The organism is Aeromonas sp. QDB63 (genome assembly GCF_027707425.1).
In the GTDB taxonomy this organism is placed as follows: domain Bacteria; phylum Pseudomonadota; class Gammaproteobacteria; order Enterobacterales; family Aeromonadaceae; genus Aeromonas; species Aeromonas caviae.
Genome location: NZ_JAPCIS010000004.1, coordinates 181,373 through 200,451, shown reverse-complemented (window position 1 = coordinate 200,451; position 19,079 = coordinate 181,373). Strand labels below are relative to the sequence as shown.

Genomic DNA, 19,079 nt, shown 5'->3' with positions numbered 1-19,079 from the left:
GAGCACAGAAGCAACGACCCGAAGCCTTACTCAACCATTCAGATTTATGATTCCTTCCCTGCGGCCTAACGGCTGACCAGTAAACAGTTTGCCACCAACTTATTTTGTTAATTTATAACTAAGGTTGAATGGCAAATCTGTTTTGAATGGTTGGTTAGGTATGGCAATCGAGATACACTCTAGCCGACTTGTGTTTCTGCAAATTTATTCTTAATATTCGCATGAAAAAATTTCCCCTTAGACTCATTCCCTTGGAATTCATACCAAAGACTTTCAGGAACATCGAAGTAATTCCAAATTACGCCGGATGAAAACTCAATTTCGAGAGTTGATGATGAATTATCATAGCCAATACTTTTTATCATAGATGAATTTACAAATTCTCTATCCATTGTTAGTCTCCTACATTCGTTGTTGACGGATTTTTGTTGCGACTGTTTTATAGTTTTCGTCAGACTGAGGGAATGAACTACTCCATGCTTCAATGAGTTTCGGGTCATCACTGGTTGGTCTAGGGGTATTTAGTTTAATCCGAACACGTGAAGGAATTCTTATCGCTTCGCCAACAACGACTGCCTCACCAATTCGAAGAGATGGCAGTAACGCCATTAAGCTATTCAAATTATCTGGTGCAGCAGAGGTAATTATTGATTGATCAGAAGAATTTGTAGACCTTAGAGCAATTATTGTACCCACTTGAGCCAGTATTGTGTCTGATATTTCAGATGGCCTCTGTGAAATAACCAATGCGCCTACTCCAAATTTCCTACCTTCTTTAAATATGCGTTCGACTGCAACCTTAGAGTAACTAGATGATTCATTTTTATTTAAATATGTGTGTGCTTCTTCATATGCCAGAAGGATAGGCCGTTGTTTACCGGTATATGCCTCGTTTCTTCCCCAAAACATACTGTCATAAATAACACGCGAAATCATTCCCACGGTTAAGTCTAGAATTTCAAAAGGAACCCCGCTTAAATCAATTATAGCAAGACGGCTATCACCTCCGATCCACTCGGCTAAAAGATTGTGAAGGTCCTTTGCTGAGTCACGAGTTTTATAGTCACCCGGATTAAACATGAAATCATAACGTGTGTCTTTTAACCTTGAGAACAGTTTCTTTTCATATGCATAAAACCCCATTCGCTTTGACTTGTATGGGGCTCCATTACCCATAGCATACGGAGTAAATGTAGCTGCGCATAACGTTTCAGGATTGCCTGGTGTCAGTATTGCTGCATTAGTTTTTGTTTGCTTATCCTCAGCTGTCTCAGAAAATGTTGCATTTAGCCACCAATTCATTTCGTGCCAAAGTAGACGTAAATCAAACGGGATCGGAGAATCTGCAGTCACAAAATTCGCATTTATATCACCCGCCTTTAGAGAGACATTCTTTTTTTTCTCTTCTGTTATCATTTCACGAAATTGTCGATACTCAGGTCGTTGATCATCGCTGGGTTTAGCGCCGACAAGAAAATATGACAGTTCATCAAAATTCATTAACCAAAAAGGTATATAGAGAGGATTAGTAGTATCATTTATTTTGAAAACCTTGGCATCAGGAAATGCAGAACTATACTCACCGTGTGGATCGATAAGAATTGTTCGTGATCCTTGGAAGTCATTTAAGATTGCTTTGAGAACGCTCACTGTGGCATTTGATTTCCCACTGCCTGTTGACCCTAAAATTGCTGAATGCCTTAGTACAAATTTGTGAAGGTTTACGTACACACTTAAATTATCAGAGGATGAATGTTTTCCAATTTCAATTGACCCATCATCCTTACTCCCATATATGGAATGTAAATCTTCTTCAACCACGAGATGAACTTCATCGTTTATGGTAGGATAAGTTCCAATTCCTTTCTCAAATTCTTCGTCGCCGATTTTCTCGCCTACAAGTTGTATACTTAAAAATCGAGAACCAAATCTTTCGCGAGTTAAATTCATGTCTCCATTACTTGGTGAATTACTCACGGACGCGACAATGCCATAAATTGAGATATTGCCGATGAGTATTTTTATAAATGTTCCAATCTGACCGATTTTATAAAGTCGACCATTAATAATAGGAGCCGCAGATGGAATTTTGTCAGAAATTTCGACTTCCACATTGCCTGAGTCAACACGGATTACTTTCCCCAAATAAGTGATATCATTTTCCATTGGCTACAACCTCGATACTCTCTCGCCGTCCTGAAGAACTAACCAAAAACTCTACTAATGAGTTAAAATCGCCAAGTGAACAGTATGCAGAAGGTACAACCCAATATTCTGCAGATGACTCTTTCGGTTTTAATTGTGTTGAATCGAAACTCCAGTCCAATAGAGCACCCGAAATAACACCTTTTTTAGGCCCAATGACTGTTAAATTAAAATAAGATGATGCTTGCGTGTAAATTCGTTCAACTTCGGCATCGGAGTACATAAAAACAATCATTGATAGCCTTAGGTTTTGTCTCAGTGCCCCAAATAGCACTTCATTTATATGCTCATCAAGAAAAGAATAACCAGATACAATATAAAGAAGCTCTCCACCATTCAAGAATGACTTTAGTTTATCAAAGTATGCAATAAATGGTTGTTTTCTTGAAGACATATATTTTTCACGTGAAGGATAGATAACTAATTCATCTTTGATTTTATCAATATCCTCAACTTTCCCGGTTCTAACAACTCTTTGCGGCTTACCATCAGGCGTGTTTTTCCAAAACCAGCTTAATGAACCATGAAGCTTCCACACTCTTATCCAATTACGAGTTAAATCTGAACCAGAAATTTGAGCATCTACACTCTCTTGTGAAAAAAAGGGCTCATACCCACCGACAAATCCATCAAAGTATGGTATTTCATTATCTTCTAGTGACTTTTCAATAATGAGATCATAATTAGGTGTAAATATCTCTTTAGAAAAATCTTTACTTTGAATATTTAGCCACGCTATGAATTTTTTCATGGCTTTACGATTTGCAGTTTCCTCATAATGACTAATAATTTTATAAATAGATTTACAGACTGCAACATCGAATTCCTTAGCAATTACGCCACTAATGCCTAAGTATTCTTTTTTTTCATCTTCATCTGTAATTGATCTTATTTGACGTATACGATTAAGAATGTTTTCTATCGTAGGATCGGGGATATTTGTTTTTAGGTCTGTAATTAAGTTATCAAATACTTCTTTGTAGATTGATTCAGTGTCTGCTTTAACGAGATCTGTCAATGTTTTAATGTTCGGGACATTAAGGGCACAGGATGTGCCTGCTCCGAAGAAGAAACCAAAGTTTTTAGCGTAAGCTAATTGCATTTTGATTTCGCGAATCTCTTTTACAATGTCATGGTTGCTCATATTACCTCGGAGAAAAAGTATGGATACTGACACCAACCCCACTTTACCGTATATCTGCGTTGGTGGATGCCGCCTAGCATGAGCATCCCACATTCGACTTCATATCCATAAATCACGCATTATCAATGCATTAAACGAGTTCGTCGCTCTAACCGAACTGACAATCACGGCAGGTTTCCTTCCCCTCCAACCTTGGGACCTGTTCGACTCGCAACACGCTACCTCCCCAGGCTGTCGCTACCAGATTGCTCAGACCTCCAGTTGTGGACAACACTAACTAATGGTGCATAAGAGTCCTACCTTATCACCTCATTGAGCTGATGGACATTTGCGGCCATCACACAATGAGAAGATGCTCGAACTTTCTTTGTTGTCGATGTTCAATGGACAGAGACGCTTTGGGACAGACTGCGCAACCACCTCCTGTTGCATAAGAGGATAACCACATAACCAACTGATAATTAATGCAAATCATGCTTGGTGGAATAACGCTATTGGGGATACACATATATCTGTCTTTCTCCCTCCCCGCCGATGACAAAAAAACAAGCTTCCCAACCTCGGGCTGGGGATACTTGTTTTGGGGGTGGTGGCTGAGAGGGACACCTGAAACAGACGAGGGATGGACTAACCTACTGAGCCGCTGACCGGTTTTGAGTTGGGTTAGTCCATGGCTCCTTGCCCTGCATGGAAAGGTAAACTCCACAGCACCACTGCCAGTGCCGAACCGCCGCGGGTTCCTGTTCCTCTCCTGTCCGGTGCGACGGTTACGCAGCCACTGAGACGGTAAACACGCCCATCTGGTAGTAACTGACGAAGTTCGACTCCCACATCGTATAGAGCTCCCTGGCCGACGCTGGTCCCATCTGGCCGTAACGGAGCAGGTAGTATTCTTCGCTCAAAAAGTTGAAGTCGATCTCTTTGACCAACTCCGCCATATCATCCGGCCCCTGATAGCTAAAGTCTGTCACGTAATCGAACTGCCACTGGTCTCTACGCTTTAGCAGCCGTATTTCTACCGGATGAAAGCCGCCACGAACCGGGCCGTAATCCGGGTCTCGGAAGTTGAAGACCAGACTGGATTTTCCCTTCAGCACCATTCCAGATCTAACCAGTTCCAGATCCAGAATACTCATCAATGCCTGACTGACAGGCAGGGCAAAATCGCCCGCAAATGGGATCGTCATAATCACCTCAGATTGGTTGTTTGGGGGGGCTCACCCTTGGACAGGTGAGCACTATGCAGGGGTTATTCGATGGTAGAAGTTACGGTACAGAGCTCATTGGTTAGCGACCCCCAGCGCTCAAGGTAATCAGGCACCAGTTCGTGCAGCATCGGATTGCCGTCTGCCTTCTGGACCAACTTCAGCCCATCCGAACGCAGAATGGCTGATAAGAATCCGGCGTTATTGGCGCTGCCCCCTTTAAACAGTCGCTTCATGACGCTGGATTTGAACGGCTTGTCTGCGGGCAAAGAGCGCAACACATCGTCAATCGCCGACAGCGCAATCCACTCCTTGCTATGCAAACCCCCACCCTGATTGCCGGTGATTTTCAGGAACAGCTCGCCACTCTCTTCATGACGACCGATGGCATAGAAAATCAAACCTTCTGATCGGGCACTGAGTTTCTCGGCGGTATGGTTGAGCAAGGTGTGTATGGGTACAGGGCCGCCGGGCACGGAGTCTGCAGTGTCGCCGGGGCCAGGCCTGGCCTTGTCGGCGTCAGCCGCAAGGGCTGGCGAGAGGGGGTCGGCGCAGCCGCTTGCTCCGGATGTGAGTGGGGGCTCTGTGGTTGGCGCGGTGTCGGGGGTGTTTGATGCTGCTGCCGTGTTACTGACAGGTTTAGGGGTCTCTTCAACGCGGTTTTTACGGGGTCTTGTCATGATAGTTTCCTTACAACGTCATTAGATAACCGGAGATTGCGATCTCCAGTTCATCGCTAGATGGGTCATAGATAAAGGGTCATAGAAAACGCGATAGCGTGACAGGACCGGCTCCATCACTGTCACAGTGATCTCATTCGGTCTTTCGCGGATTGACGGTGGTGTGACTTAACCGGCAGTGCGGCTAATGCCGAGGTGATGACCGATAAATCATCCAGATAACCGGCAAATGGAATGGGATCTGGTACCACGTCGAACGGATTTACCAGATAAGCCAGCGCACCGATGATGAGCGCATAGCACCAGACCGGCAGATCGCCATCCGTGAGCAGGACATACAAGAGCACGGCCTTTTCCAACAGCTCCTTAATCCCCTTGATCTCTTTTAACTTGCGCATGATGTCGCTATGGCTGGGATTACTCATGGTTCATCGCCTCCAGGGTGGTGTTCAGCGGTGCATCTGAGTGGATCAGCAGGTAAATCCCCGCCCCCTCATCGTTGAGGATGGCCAGCAGCAGACGCCAATCTTCGGATATGGAGAGTTCTTGCTCCGGGTAACGCAAACCGAACATCACCTGATTCTGGGTATGCTGCGGTAAAACCTGAAATTCGCTGACCGAATCCCCCTGCTCGATAATGACCAGACTGCACCCGGTCTCGACCCAGAATGCCCTCGCCTCCTCTACTGATGAAAAGGGCTCGATAATTTGCTCCATGACCGAGACATGGAGTGCCGGGTAGGCCGCGAGCAATGCATCCTCCGGCCATTCCATACAAGTTTTCATCGTGTTTCTCTCCAATAAAAAGGCCCTTAAGCTCAGATGAACTTAAGGGCCTGGGAACTGTGAAATGTGGACCAACAGCCTATGTAACAGCGCTGTCTGGTTATTAATATCTGTTTATAAACAATACCTTTTCGGTCACTCCGCCTGGATCATAGACGAGAGACCTTCGCTGATATTGCGACTGCGCTCAGAAGTCAGCTTTGCATACCGCTGGGAGGATTGAATGCTGGCGTGGGCCAGTTGCGCCTTGACGTCATACAGGCTGTATTGACCGGAAGAGACCAAGGCACTGGCGACAGAATGGCGAGCCGTATGGAAGCAAACCTCATCGCGGTCTTCGATACCCGCTTTCTGCAACACCCGTTCATAGGCACATCTGGGTTCACCAATGGGCTTGCCCTGACATCGAATATGCTGGCTCGCGAACACATAGGGATTACCGGCTATTCTGGGGAGCTTCTCCAGAATATCGATAGCCAATGTGCTCAGGTAAATGATCCGGCTCTTGCCATTCTTGGTCAGGGGTACGAACAGTGTCTTATCCTCCCAGTTCACATGCTCCCATTTAGCGAGTAACACCTCTGATTTTCTTGCCCCCGTCAGATAGAGCATCGCGATGAAACTGCCTGCGGCTTGATTGCGGTCCTGCAATGCCACCTCAATGACCCGTTTCATCTCTTCAATTGATAGGAAACGCGTCCTGGCATTGTCCTCCTTCAACAGCTTGATCTTGGCCGCCTCGTTGGTGTCCAGAATGCCCCAGCGCACCGCATAGCTGCCCATGGTCTTTAACTGGGCCAGCACACGGTTGGCAGTACTCGGTGCGTAGGCCGTCTGCTGAGGGTTGTTAGGGTGAACCATCTCCGATTGCAACTGCAGGACATCCATCGCCTTGAGTTGCCGGTAACGCATGGCACCAAAGCGTGGTTCGATATTGTGTTTAAACCGCTGAATGTCGCTGCTGATCGACCGTTTACCAATGGTCTTGAGGTGCGGCAAAAAGGTCTGCCAGAAGAACTCCGACAGGGTGGGCTCTGTTTTGTAGCTGTCGCGTTCTGCTACCGGGTCGATGCCTTCTGCCAGCATCGCCTTGTACTTGCGGGCAATGGTCCTGGCTTGGCTCACATCGATATCACCGAATCGTCCCAAAGCGATGCTGCGCTTCTTGCCCTGGAGGGTATAGCGCAGTAGGAAACGCTTACTGCCCTGGCTTTTTCCTGACAAGAGTTTTAAGCCGATGACCTCTGTATCGGAGAACTCCAGTTCAGTAGCGCCAGCCTCTCGTTGTTGTGCGGGCAAAGCCTTGATGGCTGCATTGGTAAAGCGAAATTTGGTCTGCATAGATACCTCCGATGATGGGTTAGATCATGGGATTAATATCTGTTTCAAAGAGGATTCAATGCGGGTTTGGGAGGGGTGAAGACGAAGGGGTAACGGTGAGCGGCACTTGCTTCAGCACCAGAAACAGACCCCGGAAAAGTCCGGAGCAGTAGCCTACCAAACGTCCTTGGCTATGTTGGAAGACTGAGCAGGTTGTTCGCAACGAATTGCAGGAAGTAGTAAGTCGCTTAGACAAGAAATGGACAAGAAAGGAAAACTGACAGAGGGAAAACGCTGGGGAGCAGAAACAAAAACGACGCAATGAAGCGTCGTATCTGTTTAATCTGTAAGGCTTTTTTCTTCAATTTTAATGGTGCCCGAGGCCGGAATCGAACCGGCACGACGCGAACGTCGAGGGATTTTAAATCCCTTGTGTCTACCGATTTCACCACTCGGGCACCGCAATCGGTATCAAGCTCGCGTGGCGGGCTTGTCAATATGGAGGCACGTTCCGGAGTCGAACCGGACTAAACGGATTTGCAATCCGCTGCATAACCGCTTTGCTAACGCGCCATGCAAAAGAGAGGAACTCTCTATTGTCTGAATTTGGAGCGGGAAACGAGACTCGAACTCGCGACCCCGACCTTGGCAAGGTCGTGCTCTACCAACTGAGCTATTCCCGCATCGGTCTGGCTGACTGCCTGACTGTGAGAACGCATTCTAGCGATGTTCCCCGCCCAGTCAACCAAAAACATTTAATACGCTGATCGTTCGGGTGTTTTTTACCCTTGTCCCACACTTTTGGCGCTCATGGCCGTTTCTCGGCGCCAGTGGCAGAGAAACGGCCATCTTCCCGTCGGGACTAGAACCGGGAGTGGTAGCTGAGATCGCCCCAGGCGGCCTTCATGTACTGGAACATGGACCAGAAGGTGAGCACGGTGGCCACGTAGAGCAGCACATAGGCGAGCCACACCATCCAGATGTCGTATTGCCAGATGAGGCCGGTGAGCGACACCATCTGGATCATGGTCTTCCATTTGCCAATCCAGCTGACCGCCACCGAGGAGCGCTTGCCAAGCTCGGCCATCCATTCACGCAGGGCGGAGATGATGATCTCCCGGCCAATCATGGTCATGGCGGGGATGGTGACCCAGACGGTGTTGTAGTGCTCGACGATGACCACCAGGGCCGCCGCCACCATGATCTTGTCGGCCACCGGATCGAGGAAGGCGCCAAAGGCGGTGGACTGGTTCAGCTTGCGGGCAAGATAGCCGTCAAACCAGTCGGTTGCGGCCGCCAGGATAAAGACGATGGCCGCCGCCATGTAGGACCACTGATAGGGAAGGTAGAACAGGATGACGAAGACGGGGATGAGCAAAATCCGAAAGAACGTCAGCAGGTTAGGAATATTTGTCATTATTTTCAGCCACTTCTTGTATGCCGCTACATGGTAGCCCCAAGCCGATCGCGGATGCAACCGAACTGGCGCCCGCCTTGGTCCATTAATCCATCAATAACCTCAGGATGCCGGTCATTATGGCATTTGGGAGCCCCCTGCGTCACGGCTCTTGTGCGCAGGCGGCAAGCCCTGATGCCCCCTGGCGTGACCTCCTTCACACCAAAGGCAGCGCTAGAGCGAGTGCAATGCGTCGTGGATGGACTGGGCCAGCTCCTGGCTGATGCCGGGCACCTTGGCGAGCTCGTCCACCCCGGCTTTTTTCACCTCCTGCAAACCCCCCAGGTATTTGAGCAGCGCCTGCCGCCGTTTCGGCCCCACCCCGGGAATCTCTTCCAGGGTACTGGTGGTGCGGGCCTTTGCCCGCCTGGCCCGGTGGCCCGTGATGGCAAAGCGGTGGGATTCGTCGCGAATGTGCTGGATGAGGTGCAAGGCGGGCATGTCCGCCGGCAGGTGCAGCTCTTCGTGGCTGTCCCCCAGGATCAGGGTCTCCAACCCCGCCTTGCGGGTCACCCCCTTGGCGATGCCCACCAGCAGCGGATATTTGCCGCCGAGAAACTCCAGCTGGCGCACCAGGATCTCCTCCGCGCGGCGCAACTGGCCGAGACCGCCGTCGATGAACAGCACATCCGGCACCTTGTCCGGCTCCTGCTGCTTGCCAAAACGCCGCTCCAGCGCCTGCTCCATGGCGGCATAGTCATCCCCGCCGGTGATACCGTCGATGTTGAAGCGGCGGTATTCCGAGGAGAGCGGGCCCTCCCGGTTGAACACCACGCAGGAGGCCACGGTGCGCTCCCCCATGGTGTGAGAGATATCGAAGCACTCCATGCGAGCGATGGGGCTCTCGAGCTCCAGCAGCTCCTCCAGCTGATCGTAACGGGCGGTGATGGTGCTCTTGTGGGCGAGGCGCGAGCGCAGCGCGGTCTGAGCGTTGATGGAGGCGAGCTTGATGAAGCGGGCCCGTTCGCTGCGCGTCCGGCTCACCACCCGCACCTTGTAGCCGGCGGTCTGGCTCAGGGTGTCGGCGATGACGCTCTCATCCTCCAGCGCCACGTCCAGCAGCACCTCGCTCGGGATCTGCCGTCCCCCCTGCCCCGACAGATAGAACTGCAGCAGGAAGGATTGCACCACCTCGTCAAGCGGGGTATCGGCCGGCACTTTCGGGAAGTAACTGCGCGATCCCAGCACCTTGCCCTGGCGGATGAAGAGCACGTGGATGCAGGCGGTCCCCTGCTCGAAGGCCACCCCCACTACGTCGAGCTCGTCCAGCACGTTGCCGCTCACCGACTGCTGCTCGGTGACCCGGCGCAGGGCCTGGATCTGATCCCGGTAGCGGGCCGCCTCCTCGAAGCGCAGATCGCCGCTGGCGGACTCCATCTTGCCCACCAGTTCGCCGATCACCTGCTGGTTCTTGCCCGCGAGGAACAGCTTGGCCAGCGCCACCTGCTGAGCATACTCGGCCTCGCTCACCAGCCCCGCCACGCAGGGGCCGGCGCAGCGCTTGAGCTGGTAGAGCAGGCAGGGGCGGGTACGGTTGGCATAGACGGCATCCTCGCACTGACGCACCGGGAAGATCTTCTGCATCAGGTGCAGGCTCTCGCGTACCGCGCCACCGGAGGGGTAAGGGCCGAAATACTCCCCCTTCACCTTGCGGGCGCCGCGATGGACGCCGATGCGCGGGTGCCGATGGTCGGTGATGATGATCCAGGGGTAGGACTTGTCATCCCGCAGCAGCACGTTGTAGCGGGGCTGGTACTGCTTGATGAGGTTGTGCTCGAGGATCAGCGCCTCGGTCTCGGTGTGAGTGACCGTTACCTGCACATCGGCAATCTGGCGCACCAGGGTGCGGGTCTTGATGCTGTCGACATTGGCCCGAAAGTAGGAGGCGAGCCGTTTCTTGAGATCCTTGGCCTTGCCCACGTAGATGACGGTACCGCCGCTGTCGTACATGCGGTAGACACCGCTCTGGTGGGTGACGGCGCTCAGAAACGCCTTGCTGTCAAAATGGGGCTCGGGGGAGAGGGTCATCGGCAACTCGACTCAACGGATGAATGCAAAAAGACGGGGGAGAGCATACTGCCCACAGCCTGCAAAAAGCAAAAGGCGGCCGGTGCCGCCTTTGGTGTCCACACGCCCCCGTTACAGGGTATCGGCATCCAGCATGCCATAACGAATGGCCAGATGGGTCAGCTCAACGTCACCGTTGATCCCCAGCTTGCTGAACAGGCGGTAGCGGTAGCTGTTGACCGTCTTCGGGCTCAGGTTGAGCTGCTCGGAGATGTCGGTCACCTTCTGCCCCTTGGTGATCATCATCATGATCTGCAGCTCCCGCTCGGAGAGGGACTTGAAGGGGTTCTCGTCGGCGGAGGCGAACTGGCTCAGGGCCATCTGCTGGGCGATCTCCGGGGAGATGTAGCGCTGACCGGAGTGAACCAGGCGAATGGCGTGGATCATCTCGTCCGGCGCGGCCCCCTTGGTGAGGTACCCGGCGGCGCCCGCCTGCATCACCTTGGTAGGGAACGGATTTTCTGAATGAATGGTCAGCACTATGATGCGTACATCGGGGCGGATCCGCAGGATCTTGCGGGTCGCTTCCAGACCGCCGATGCCCGGCATGTTCATGTCCATCAGGATCACATCGGGGTGATGTTGCCGACAGAAGGCCACCGCGGTTTCCCCGCTCTGCGCCTCGCCCACCACCTTGATCCCGCGGACGTCTTCCAAAATGCGTCTTATCCCTGTACGCACCAACTCATGATCATCGACCAGGAATACATTAATCACCCAAACACCCCGTTTTTTATCTCGTTATATGCCAGTTAGGGTTAACACGGCGTCTTGCATCATAACCAAACTCGATGATTTGGCAAACCATGGGCGGGAAAAGTTTGAAATTGCTCGTAAAATCCGTTTTAAATCAAATTATTATACAAAGAATCAATTAAAAAACGGCGCCCTGGGGCGCCGTATTGCATCAAAGCCGTTCCGCCAGCCTCAACCGGCCAGCAGCGCACGTACCTTGTCGAGATCGGCCTGGGTGTCCACCCCCACCGGCGGGGCTTGCAGCGCCTGGGCCACGTGGATCTTCTCCCCGTACCAGAGCACCCGCAGCTGCTCCAGGGCTTCGACCTGCTCGAGCACGCTCGGCGCCCAGTCCACGTAACGCTGGATGAAGCCGGCGCGATAGGCGTAGATGCCGATGTGGCGCTGGTAGTGATCGCCAATCTGCTCGCGGCTCTGGGCAAAGCGGTCCCGATCCCAGGGGATGCTGGCGCGACTGAAATAGAGGGCATACCCCTCCCGGTCGGTCACCACCTTGACGGCATTGGGATTGAACGCCTCTTCGGCATCCCTGATCGGCACCGACAGCGTCGCCATTGGCGCGCTGGCCGCGGCCAGGTTGTCCGCCACCTGGCGGATGATGACGGGGGGAATGAGGGGCTCGTCCCCCTGCACGTTGACGATGATGGTGTCGGCGGCAAAGCCGTAGTGACGGCACACCTCGGCCAGACGCTCGGTGCCGGACTGGTGATCCGGTGAGGTCATGCACACCTCGAACCCGGCAGCGGCGGCAAAGGGAGCCAGAGCCTGCTGCACCCGCTCGTCATCGGTGGCGACGATCACCCGATCGGCGCCCGATTGCAGGGCCTTCTCCACCACGTGCTGCACCATGGGCTTGCCGTGAATGTCGGCCAGCGGCTTGCCCGGCAGCCGGGTGGAGGCGTAACGGGCAGGAATGACGACGACGAAACTCATGGCTTCAGCTCTTCCAGCGCCAGGTGACGGGCCCGGTTCTCCAGCAGCACCGGGATCCCCTCCTCCAGGGGATAGGCCAGTCTGTCGAAGCGGCAGATGAGCTCCTGAGGGCCCTCGGCGTGCGCTTGATAGTGCAGTTTCCCCTTGCAGACCGGGCAGGCGATGATGTCGAGCAGTTTAATATCCAGTGCCACAACGAAACTCCTTTAACGATTTCCCACAGGCGATCTTGCCTGGCATGTCAATGTGCAGGGCCAGCCCCCGAGTCCGGGCGCTGGCCGTCTGTTCCAATCCGGTGGCGCCCGGTCAGGGCGCCTGGCGCCCGTCCCCTCTTCCGGGCTGCGGGCCCAGGGTGCGCAGCAGCGCCTCCCCCAGGGCATCGGGCAGCTCGGCGCTCACCGGCAGATACCACCAGTTGTCCGGGGCGAAGGGGCGGCACTTGACCGCATCCTTCTCGGTCATCAGCAAGGGGCGCTGGCCGAAGCGGGCCAGCAGCTCGGCGACGTCGAACGCCTGGTGATCCCCGTAGCCGACGCTCTGCACCAGCTCGTAACCAAGGGCGGTCAGGGTGGCGAAGAAACGGGGGGGATGGCCGATGCCCGCCAGGGCATCCACCGGCCCCGAGAGGGGGGCAGTGAGAGGCGCATCGTCGCACACCCGGCGCAGGGTATCCGGCACCAGGCGCATGGCGTACTCGCCACGGGCGGGTTCACCGCCGTTGCAGATGATGGCGTCTACCCGCTTGAGGCGGGTCGTGGGCTCGCGCAGCGGCCCCATGGGCAGCAGACAGCCATTGCCAAAGCGCCGCGCCCCGTCCACCACCACCAGTTCGATGTCACGGGCCAGGGCATAGTGCTGCAGGCCGTCGTCGGTGACGATGATGTCCACCTCACCGCTTTGCTCCAGCAACCGCACAGCATCGGCCCGTCTGGGGGCCACCGCCACGGGGCAGCCGCAGCGCCTTGCGATGAGCACGGGCTCATCCCCGGCCTCGGCCGGGGTGCTGCTTTCATCCAGTCGATAGGGGTAATGGGGCGCCTTGCCGCCATAGCCGCGGCTGACCACGCCCGGGCGCCAGCCCCGGGCCTGGAGTTGTTCCACCAGCCAGACCACCACCGGGGTCTTGCCGTTGCCCCCCACCGAGAGATTGCCCACCACCACCACCGGCAGGGTGGCCCGATAGGCGCTGAACCAGCCCCGGCGATACCCCAGACGGCGGACGCCGCTGACCAGGGCAAACAGCAGGGCGAAGGGGGCCAGCCCCCAGCGCCAGAGGCTGTTCCCGTACCAGAGTCTGGCCAGCATCAGCCCTTGTTACCCGTGGCTGTATTACCAAACTGAATGGCCCGCAGCTGGGCATAAGTACCATGCATGTCCATCAGGGTTTGGTGGTTGCCGCGCTCGACGATGTGTCCTTCGTCGATCACCAGGATCTCGTCCGCCTTCTCGATGGTGGAGAGGCGGTGGGCGATCACGAGGGAAGTGCGCGCCTTGCACAGCTCGTCGATGGCCGCCTGGATGTGGCGCTCGGACTCGGTGTCCAGGGCCGAGGTGGCTTCGTCCAGCAACAGCACCGGGGAGTCCCGCAGCAGGGCGCGGGCGATGGCGATGCGCTGGCGCTGGCCGCCGGAGAGGGAGGCGCCGTTCTCGCCGATGACGGTGTCATAGCCTTCCGGCATCTTGCTGACGAAGTCGTCCGCATGGGCGATGCGGGCCGCCTGCTGGATCTCGTCGCGGCTGTACTTCTCTTCCGCCGCGTAGGCGATGTTGTTGGCCACGGAGTCGTTGAAGAGGTGCACGTGCTGGGAGACCAGGGCGTACTGCTTGCGCAGCTCGCTCAGGCGGTATTCGCGGATGTTGACGCCATCCAGCAGAATTTCCCCCTCTTCGATGTCATAGAAGCGGGTCAGGAGGCTCGCGATGGTGCTCTTGCCGGAGCCGGAACGACCCACCAGGGCCACCGATTTGCCCGCCTCCACCTTGAAGCTGATGTTGCGCAGCGCCGGTGTCTCCTTGGTCGGGTAGGTGAAGGTGACGTTGCGAAACTCGATTTCACCTCGGGCACGTTCCAGGGTACGGGTGCCGGTGTCCTGCTCCGGGGTGGAGTCCAGCAGACCGAACAGGCTCTGGCAGGCGGTGATGCCGCGCTGGAACTGGTTGTTCACGTCGGTCAGGCTTTTCAGCGGCTTGAGCAGCATCATCATGGAGGTGACCATGACGGTGAAGGTGCCCGCGGTCAGGGTCGCCTTGACGCTGTCGATGGTGGCGACATAGAGGAAGACCGCAAGGGCCACGGAGGCCACCATCTGGACGATGGGGCTGCCGATGGCGTCGGCGGCGACCATCTTCATGGTCTGCTGGCGCATCCGGTTGCTCACCTGGTAGAAGCGCTTGTCCTCCACCTCCTGGCCACCGAACATCAGCACCTCTTTGTGCCCCTTGAGCATCTGCTCGGTGGAGGTGGTGATGTCACCCACCGCCTGCTGGATGTGGCGGCTTATCTTGCGAAAACGTCGGCTGATGATGCTGATGAGGATCCCGACCAGGGGCCCCACCACCAGGAAGATCACCGACAACTGCCAGGAGTGCCAGAACATCAGGCCCAGCAGGCCGATGACGGTGGCCCCTTCCCGCACCAGGGAGACCAGGGTCGAGCTCGCGGCGGACGACACCTGACCGGCGTCATAGGTCACCTTGGAGAGCAGGTTGCCGGTGTTCTGGCGGTCGAAGAAGCTCATGGGCATGGCCATCAGGTGGCTGAACACCTGCTGCTGCAGGCGCATCACCACGTGGTTGCCGACCCAGGCCATGCAGTAGTTGGAGAGGAAGGCGGCGCAGCCGCGCAGAGCCACGATGCCGAGGACGAAGAAGGGCATCCACTTGAGCACGCTGCTGTCGTTGCCGTTGAGCCCCTGATCGATGAGCGGTTTGATGGAGTAGACGAAGGTGGTATCCACGGCCGCGTAACCCAGCATGCCAATGATGCCGCCCACCAGACCCAGCTTGCGATCCCGGACATAACCGAGCAGGCGCTTGAAGACGGTCCAGCTCTCTTGTGAGGTTTCTTGTTGCATGAATAGCCGTTAATAAGGGAAATGACGGGCTATTCTAGCCAAACCTTGGAGCTACACCAAGCGCCGCTGGCGCGATGGCTACAACCCGGGTCACAAATGAAGGCCGCCCCTTGCCGGGCTGGCTCATTGGATCCTCACTCCCTTCCCCATACCTGCGACTGCCACCAGGGGCCGCCACGCCTGTACCAGGGCCCCTGCTCCCGCTCGGCCCGGATCCTGAGGCCCGCGTCCCCCGGCTCGATCAGGATGGCGCCCGCCTCCCCCGTGACCCACTGCCGCGCCCCCTGGTATCGCGCCACCACCTCGGGGCGGGGAAAGCCCCACTGGTTCATGAAGCCTGCGCTGTGCACCACGAAGGCAGGTTGCACCGCCGCCACGAAGGGGGCCGTGGAGGAGGTGCGACTGCCATGATGCGGGCTCACCAGCAGGGTGCTGGCCAGCCCCGCGCCCTCACCCTCCTCCAGCGCCAGTGCCAGCAGGCGGCGCTCCGCCTGCCGCTCGATGTCACCGCTCAGCAGCAGCCGATGACGCCCGTCGTCCAGCTGCACCACGCAACTGTCGTTGTTGCGCCCCGCCCCGGCTGCCAGGGGCCAGAGCACCCGCACATCCAGTCCCTGCCAATGCCACTGCTGACCTCGGCGGCAGGCCTGGGTAGCCGGTGTAAAGGGAAAGGAGGAGAGCTCCCGGCGCACCGCCATGCTCTGCAGCAGAGCCTGCCGGTTGCCCGCGTGATCCCTGTCTCTGTGGCTGATGATCAGGGTGTCGATCACCCGGATGCCGAGCCGGTTGAGCAGGGGCAGGATGGCCGCATCCGCCATGTTGTAGCCCCCGGGGTAGCGATCCCCGGTATCAAACAGGATGGCCCGATCCCCCCGGGTGACGAGCACCGAGAGCCCCTGCCCCACGTCCAGCACCCGCACCTGCCAGGAAACGGGAGCAGGCCAGAGGGCGAGCAGCAGGGCCGCCGCCACCGGCCCCCCCAGGGCGCGCCCTCCCGGCAGGTGCCATCCCGTCCACAGCAGGATCAGCAGGGCGCTGGCGGGCATCAGCCAGCCGGGCACCGGCCACCAGAGCTGCAGGCGATCCCCCAGCTGCGTGAGCCCCCACAGCACCCACTCCAGACCGAAGGCGGAGACCCAGAGCAGGTCGTGGGCCAGCAACGTGGAGAGGGGCGCCACCAGCACGCCGATGAGCGCCAGGGGAATGATGACAAGGCAGAACAGCGGCAGTGCCAGCAGATTGAGCAGAAACGCCAGGGGCGCCATCCCCTCGAACAGCAGCAGTTGCAGGGGCAGCAATCCGAGCAGCAGCAGAAGTTGCAGCCGCACCAGGCCGGGGCGATCGTGCAGCAGGCTCGCCAGCAACAGCAGGGCCACCGCCAGAAAAGAGAGCCAGAACCCCGCCGAATAGAGGGCAAAAGGGTCCCACAATGTCAGCACCACAAAGGCCCACAGCCAGATCCGGTGGCTCGGCCAGTCCCGCTTTAGCCAGCGCAGCAGGCTCCACACCAGCACCATGATGAGGGCACGCTCGGTGGCCACCGCAAACCCCGCCAGCCAGCTGTAGGTGGCCGCAAACAGGAGTGACACGCAGATAGCCCCGCGCAGCCCGAACAGCCGCCCGAGCCACCAGCCGAGCACCGCTACCAGAGCGATATGCTGGCCCGAGATGGCGATGATGTGGGTCAGGCCGCTGCCGCGAAAGAGTTCCCACTGGGCATCCGTGATCCCTCCCTGTTCCCCGAAGGTGAGGGCCGCCAGCAGGGGGGCCTGCGCCATCCCCTCCCAGGCGCGACTCGCCGCCGCCAGCCAGCGATCGCGCACACCCGGGGGCACGGCATCCAGGGCGATGACCCGACGCAGGTTGCCGGTGGCGGTGATTCCCTTGCCAAGGAGCAGGCGCCGCCCATCCATCCCCGCTTCGTTGGCCAGGCCATGGGCCGGCTTGAGAGAGGTCACCAGGGTGACGCGGCTGCCGGCAGGCAACGGCGGCAACACCTGATAGGCATTGACCCGCACCAGGGGTGGCACGATGAGGGGGCGATCGTCCAGGGTGTCGAGGCGCAGCAGCAGGCGCGCAAATTTATCCCCCTCTTTCTCTCCCGAAGACTCCGTACTTTGCACGTGTGCGGTTATGATGTGGCTCGTTTTTTTGCCAAGCTGATCCAGCCAGGCAAGCCGGTAGTGCAAATTCACCTGCATCCAGAGGATGCCGAGCAGCAGAAACAGCAGCCGCCAGCAACGACCACCGGCGAGGGGGAGCGCGAGCAGCAGCATCAGGCCACCCCATTCCCATGAAGGCAGCCATGGCCAAAGCAGTGAGGAGCTTGCCCCCAGGGCAAACGACAACAGACGCAGATCCATGGAGCAAGTATTTAGCAAGGTTCAGAACATGCCCAAACGAATCATACAGCGCTGGCTACCCGACCCGGCGACCCTCAAGGAACACAAGCACTTGCGACTCTTTGGCAAGCTGCTGCTGGATGCCAACCTCTGGCATCTCAACCGGCGCTCCGCCGCCGGTGCCTGTGCGGTCGGCCTCTTCATGGCCTGGGTGCCCCTCCCCTGCCAGATGCTGCTGGCCGCTGGCGGCGCCATCGCCTGCCGGGTCAACCTGCCCCTCTCGGTGGCCCTGGTCTGGCTCTCCAACCCCCTGACCATGCCACCGCTGTTTTATGGCGCCTATCTGGTGGGCTGCCAGTTGCTGGGGCAACCCTCCCAGCACATCGAGATCACCTTCACCTGGGCCTGGCTGGTGTCGGTGTTCGAGACGGTGGCCCCGCCGCTCTTGCTGGGCTCCCTGGTGCTTGCCCTGCTGAGCGCCCTCGTCGGCTATGTCCTGGTTCGCGCGGGCTGGCGCCTGAGCACGGTGCGCCAGTGGCAAAAACGCAAGGTGGCGCGCCCATGCTGAACCGCTGGTTGGCCCGCTTCAAGATTGACCCCGATACCCTGCGCCAACAGAAGTGGTTCGCCCTCTTTGGCGAGCGACTGATGACACCCGCCCTCTGGCAAGGGGGAACGCGGGCCCTCTGTGGCGCCGTGGCGGCCGGGCTGTTCGCCAGCTGGGTCCCCATGCCCATGCACTCCCTGGTGGCCGTCGCCCTGGTGCTGGCGTTCAGCTTCAACCTGCCGCTGGCCCTCTTGGCGGTCTGGTTCAACAACCCGCTGACGCTCCCCTTCATGTACCTCTACGCCTATCGTACCGGTTGCCTGGTGCTGAACGAGACGCCAGCCCCCTTCCATCTCACCTGGTCCCTGCACTGGCTGGAGCAGGAAGCGGCTATCCTGGTGCCCCCCTTCCTGCTCGGCAGCCTGCTGCTGGCGGTGCTGAGCGCTGCCGCTGGCGCCTTGCTCACCCTGCTGCTGTTGCAACTGGGCAAACTGACCCGCCCCCGCTAGGTTGCCAGCACGCCGTCCTTGTCTCGGGCGGCGTGCCTTGCCATCGTCTGCCTCT

At 56.8% G+C, this 19,079-nt stretch carries 18 protein-coding genes and 3 tRNA genes; 2 read left to right on the top strand and 19 right to left on the bottom strand.

Going from position 1 to position 19,079, the window contains the following annotated elements:
* Positions 1-179: 179 nt before the first annotated feature.
* From PG879_RS04875 to PG879_RS04785, 19 genes are all read right to left on the bottom strand, one after another.
* Complete coding sequence (locus PG879_RS04875; RefSeq protein ID WP_125729343.1) at positions 180-392, bottom strand: KTSC domain-containing protein; 213 nt, start codon at positions 390-392, stop codon at positions 180-182.
* Between the two features lie 10 nt (positions 393-402).
* Entirely contained in the window at positions 403-2,166 is a 1,764-nt protein-coding gene (locus PG879_RS04870) for an ATP-binding protein (protein ID WP_270829847.1), read from the bottom strand.
* Positions 2,156-3,349, bottom strand: coding sequence for an SIR2 family protein (locus PG879_RS04865; protein WP_270829845.1), 1,194 nt, complete (start codon positions 3,347-3,349; stop codon positions 2,156-2,158). Before PG879_RS04865 ends, PG879_RS04870 begins: the two co-directional genes overlap by 11 nt.
* Positions 3,350-4,116: 767 nt before the next feature.
* A complete protein-coding gene (locus PG879_RS04860) occupies positions 4,117-4,536 on the bottom strand; it encodes a DUF2787 family protein (RefSeq protein ID WP_244054252.1) in 420 nt (139 codons plus the stop codon).
* Between the two features lie 62 nt (positions 4,537-4,598).
* Positions 4,599-5,234, bottom strand: a complete 636-nt coding sequence (locus PG879_RS04855; protein ID WP_270829843.1) for a hypothetical protein — start codon at positions 5,232-5,234, stop codon at positions 4,599-4,601.
* A gap of 122 nt (positions 5,235-5,356) precedes the next feature.
* The gene (locus tag PG879_RS04850) at positions 5,357-5,659 is read right to left on the bottom strand and encodes a YkvA family protein (protein ID WP_025201450.1); all 303 of its coding nucleotides are present in this window, start codon (positions 5,657-5,659) and stop codon (positions 5,357-5,359) included.
* Positions 5,652-6,008 (bottom strand): hypothetical protein, encoded by a 357-nt coding sequence (locus PG879_RS04845; RefSeq protein ID WP_252410793.1) that lies wholly within the window; start codon positions 6,006-6,008, stop codon positions 5,652-5,654. The genes PG879_RS04850 and PG879_RS04845 overlap by 8 nt, the downstream gene beginning before the upstream one ends.
* A 147-nt stretch (positions 6,009-6,155) precedes the next feature.
* Positions 6,156-7,361 (bottom strand): tyrosine-type recombinase/integrase, encoded by a 1,206-nt coding sequence (locus tag PG879_RS04840; protein ID WP_257710040.1) that lies wholly within the window; start codon positions 7,359-7,361, stop codon positions 6,156-6,158.
* Between the two features lie 350 nt (positions 7,362-7,711).
* A tRNA-Leu gene (locus PG879_RS04835) sits at positions 7,712-7,798 on the bottom strand.
* 41 nt (positions 7,799-7,839) lie between these two features.
* Positions 7,840-7,913, bottom strand: a tRNA-Cys gene (locus PG879_RS04830).
* Between the two features lie 34 nt (positions 7,914-7,947).
* Positions 7,948-8,023 (bottom strand) — tRNA-Gly (locus tag PG879_RS04825).
* 179 nt (positions 8,024-8,202) lie between these two features.
* Positions 8,203-8,757, bottom strand: coding sequence for a CDP-diacylglycerol--glycerol-3-phosphate 3-phosphatidyltransferase (gene pgsA, locus PG879_RS04820; protein ID WP_010675229.1), 555 nt, complete (start codon positions 8,755-8,757; stop codon positions 8,203-8,205).
* 213 nt (positions 8,758-8,970) lie between these two features.
* A complete protein-coding gene (gene uvrC, locus PG879_RS04815; protein WP_210599811.1) occupies positions 8,971-10,824 on the bottom strand; it encodes an excinuclease ABC subunit UvrC in 1,854 nt (617 codons plus the stop codon).
* A 111-nt stretch (positions 10,825-10,935) separates the two neighbouring features.
* Complete coding sequence (gene uvrY / locus PG879_RS04810) at positions 10,936-11,580, bottom strand: UvrY/SirA/GacA family response regulator transcription factor (RefSeq protein WP_010675231.1); 645 nt, start codon at positions 11,578-11,580, stop codon at positions 10,936-10,938.
* A gap of 210 nt (positions 11,581-11,790) precedes the next feature.
* On the bottom strand, positions 11,791-12,552 hold the full coding sequence (gene kdsB / locus PG879_RS04805) for a 3-deoxy-manno-octulosonate cytidylyltransferase (RefSeq protein ID WP_039040278.1): 762 nt from the start codon (positions 12,550-12,552) through the stop codon (positions 11,791-11,793).
* A complete protein-coding gene (locus tag PG879_RS04800) occupies positions 12,549-12,746 on the bottom strand; it encodes a Trm112 family protein (RefSeq protein ID WP_010675233.1) in 198 nt (65 codons plus the stop codon). Before PG879_RS04800 ends, kdsB begins: the two co-directional genes overlap by 4 nt.
* Before the next feature lie 112 nt (positions 12,747-12,858).
* Positions 12,859-13,857 carry a tetraacyldisaccharide 4'-kinase gene (gene lpxK, locus PG879_RS04795; protein ID WP_210599812.1) on the bottom strand — a complete coding sequence of 333 codons (999 nt, stop codon included), beginning with the start codon at positions 13,855-13,857 and terminating at the stop codon, positions 12,859-12,861.
* Positions 13,857-15,626, bottom strand: coding sequence for a lipid A ABC transporter ATP-binding protein/permease MsbA (gene msbA / locus PG879_RS04790; protein WP_042014329.1), 1,770 nt, complete (start codon positions 15,624-15,626; stop codon positions 13,857-13,859). Before msbA ends, lpxK begins: the two co-directional genes overlap by 1 nt.
* A gap of 134 nt (positions 15,627-15,760) precedes the next feature.
* On the bottom strand, positions 15,761-17,989 hold the full coding sequence (locus PG879_RS04785) for a DNA internalization-related competence protein ComEC/Rec2 (protein ID WP_210599813.1): 2,229 nt from the start codon (positions 17,987-17,989) through the stop codon (positions 15,761-15,763).
* 28 nt (positions 17,990-18,017) lie between these two features.
* Here PG879_RS04785 and PG879_RS04780 point away from each other — a divergent pair, with 28 nt between their 5' ends.
* Together PG879_RS04780 and PG879_RS04775 are read left to right on the top strand one after the other, a co-directional pair.
* Positions 18,018-18,536, top strand: coding sequence for a DUF2062 domain-containing protein (locus PG879_RS04780; protein ID WP_010675237.1), 519 nt, complete (start codon positions 18,018-18,020; stop codon positions 18,534-18,536).
* Positions 18,530-19,024 (top strand): DUF2062 domain-containing protein, encoded by a 495-nt coding sequence (locus PG879_RS04775; protein WP_210599814.1) that lies wholly within the window; start codon positions 18,530-18,532, stop codon positions 19,022-19,024. The genes PG879_RS04780 and PG879_RS04775 overlap by 7 nt, the downstream gene beginning before the upstream one ends.
* Positions 19,025-19,079 lie beyond the last annotated feature (55 nt).

Excerpts from the sequence above, each read along its gene's own strand:
- PG879_RS04875 (WP_125729343.1), bottom strand. The coding sequence starts at position 392 with ATGGATAGAGAATTTGTAAATTCATCTATGATAAAAAGTATTGGCTAT.
- PG879_RS04870 (WP_270829847.1), bottom strand. The coding sequence starts at position 2,166 with ATGGAAAATGATATCACTTATTTGGGGAAAGTAATCCGTGTTGACTCA.
- PG879_RS04865 (WP_270829845.1), bottom strand. The coding sequence starts at position 3,349 with ATGAGCAACCATGACATTGTAAAAGAGATTCGCGAAATCAAAATGCAA.
- PG879_RS04860 (WP_244054252.1), bottom strand. The coding sequence starts at position 4,536 with ATGACGATCCCATTTGCGGGCGATTTTGCCCTGCCTGTCAGTCAGGCA.
- PG879_RS04855 (WP_270829843.1), bottom strand. The coding sequence starts at position 5,234 with ATGACAAGACCCCGTAAAAACCGCGTTGAAGAGACCCCTAAACCTGTC.
- PG879_RS04850 (WP_025201450.1), bottom strand. The coding sequence starts at position 5,659 with ATGAGTAATCCCAGCCATAGCGACATCATGCGCAAGTTAAAAGAGATC.
- PG879_RS04845 (WP_252410793.1), bottom strand. The coding sequence starts at position 6,008 with ATGGAATGGCCGGAGGATGCATTGCTCGCGGCCTACCCGGCACTCCAT.
- PG879_RS04840 (WP_257710040.1), bottom strand. The coding sequence starts at position 7,361 with ATGCAGACCAAATTTCGCTTTACCAATGCAGCCATCAAGGCTTTGCCC.
- pgsA (WP_010675229.1), bottom strand. The coding sequence starts at position 8,757 with ATGACAAATATTCCTAACCTGCTGACGTTCTTTCGGATTTTGCTCATC.
- uvrC (WP_210599811.1), bottom strand. The coding sequence starts at position 10,824 with ATGACCCTCTCCCCCGAGCCCCATTTTGACAGCAAGGCGTTTCTGAGC.
- kdsB (WP_039040278.1), bottom strand. The coding sequence starts at position 12,552 with ATGAGTTTCGTCGTCGTCATTCCTGCCCGTTACGCCTCCACCCGGCTG.
- lpxK (WP_210599812.1), bottom strand. The coding sequence starts at position 13,857 with ATGCTGGCCAGACTCTGGTACGGGAACAGCCTCTGGCGCTGGGGGCTG.
- msbA (WP_042014329.1), bottom strand. The coding sequence starts at position 15,626 with ATGCAACAAGAAACCTCACAAGAGAGCTGGACCGTCTTCAAGCGCCTG.
- PG879_RS04785 (WP_210599813.1), bottom strand. The coding sequence starts at position 17,989 with ATGGATCTGCGTCTGTTGTCGTTTGCCCTGGGGGCAAGCTCCTCACTG.
- PG879_RS04780 (WP_010675237.1), top strand. The coding sequence starts at position 18,018 with ATGCCCAAACGAATCATACAGCGCTGGCTACCCGACCCGGCGACCCTC.
- PG879_RS04775 (WP_210599814.1), top strand. The coding sequence starts at position 18,530 with ATGCTGAACCGCTGGTTGGCCCGCTTCAAGATTGACCCCGATACCCTG.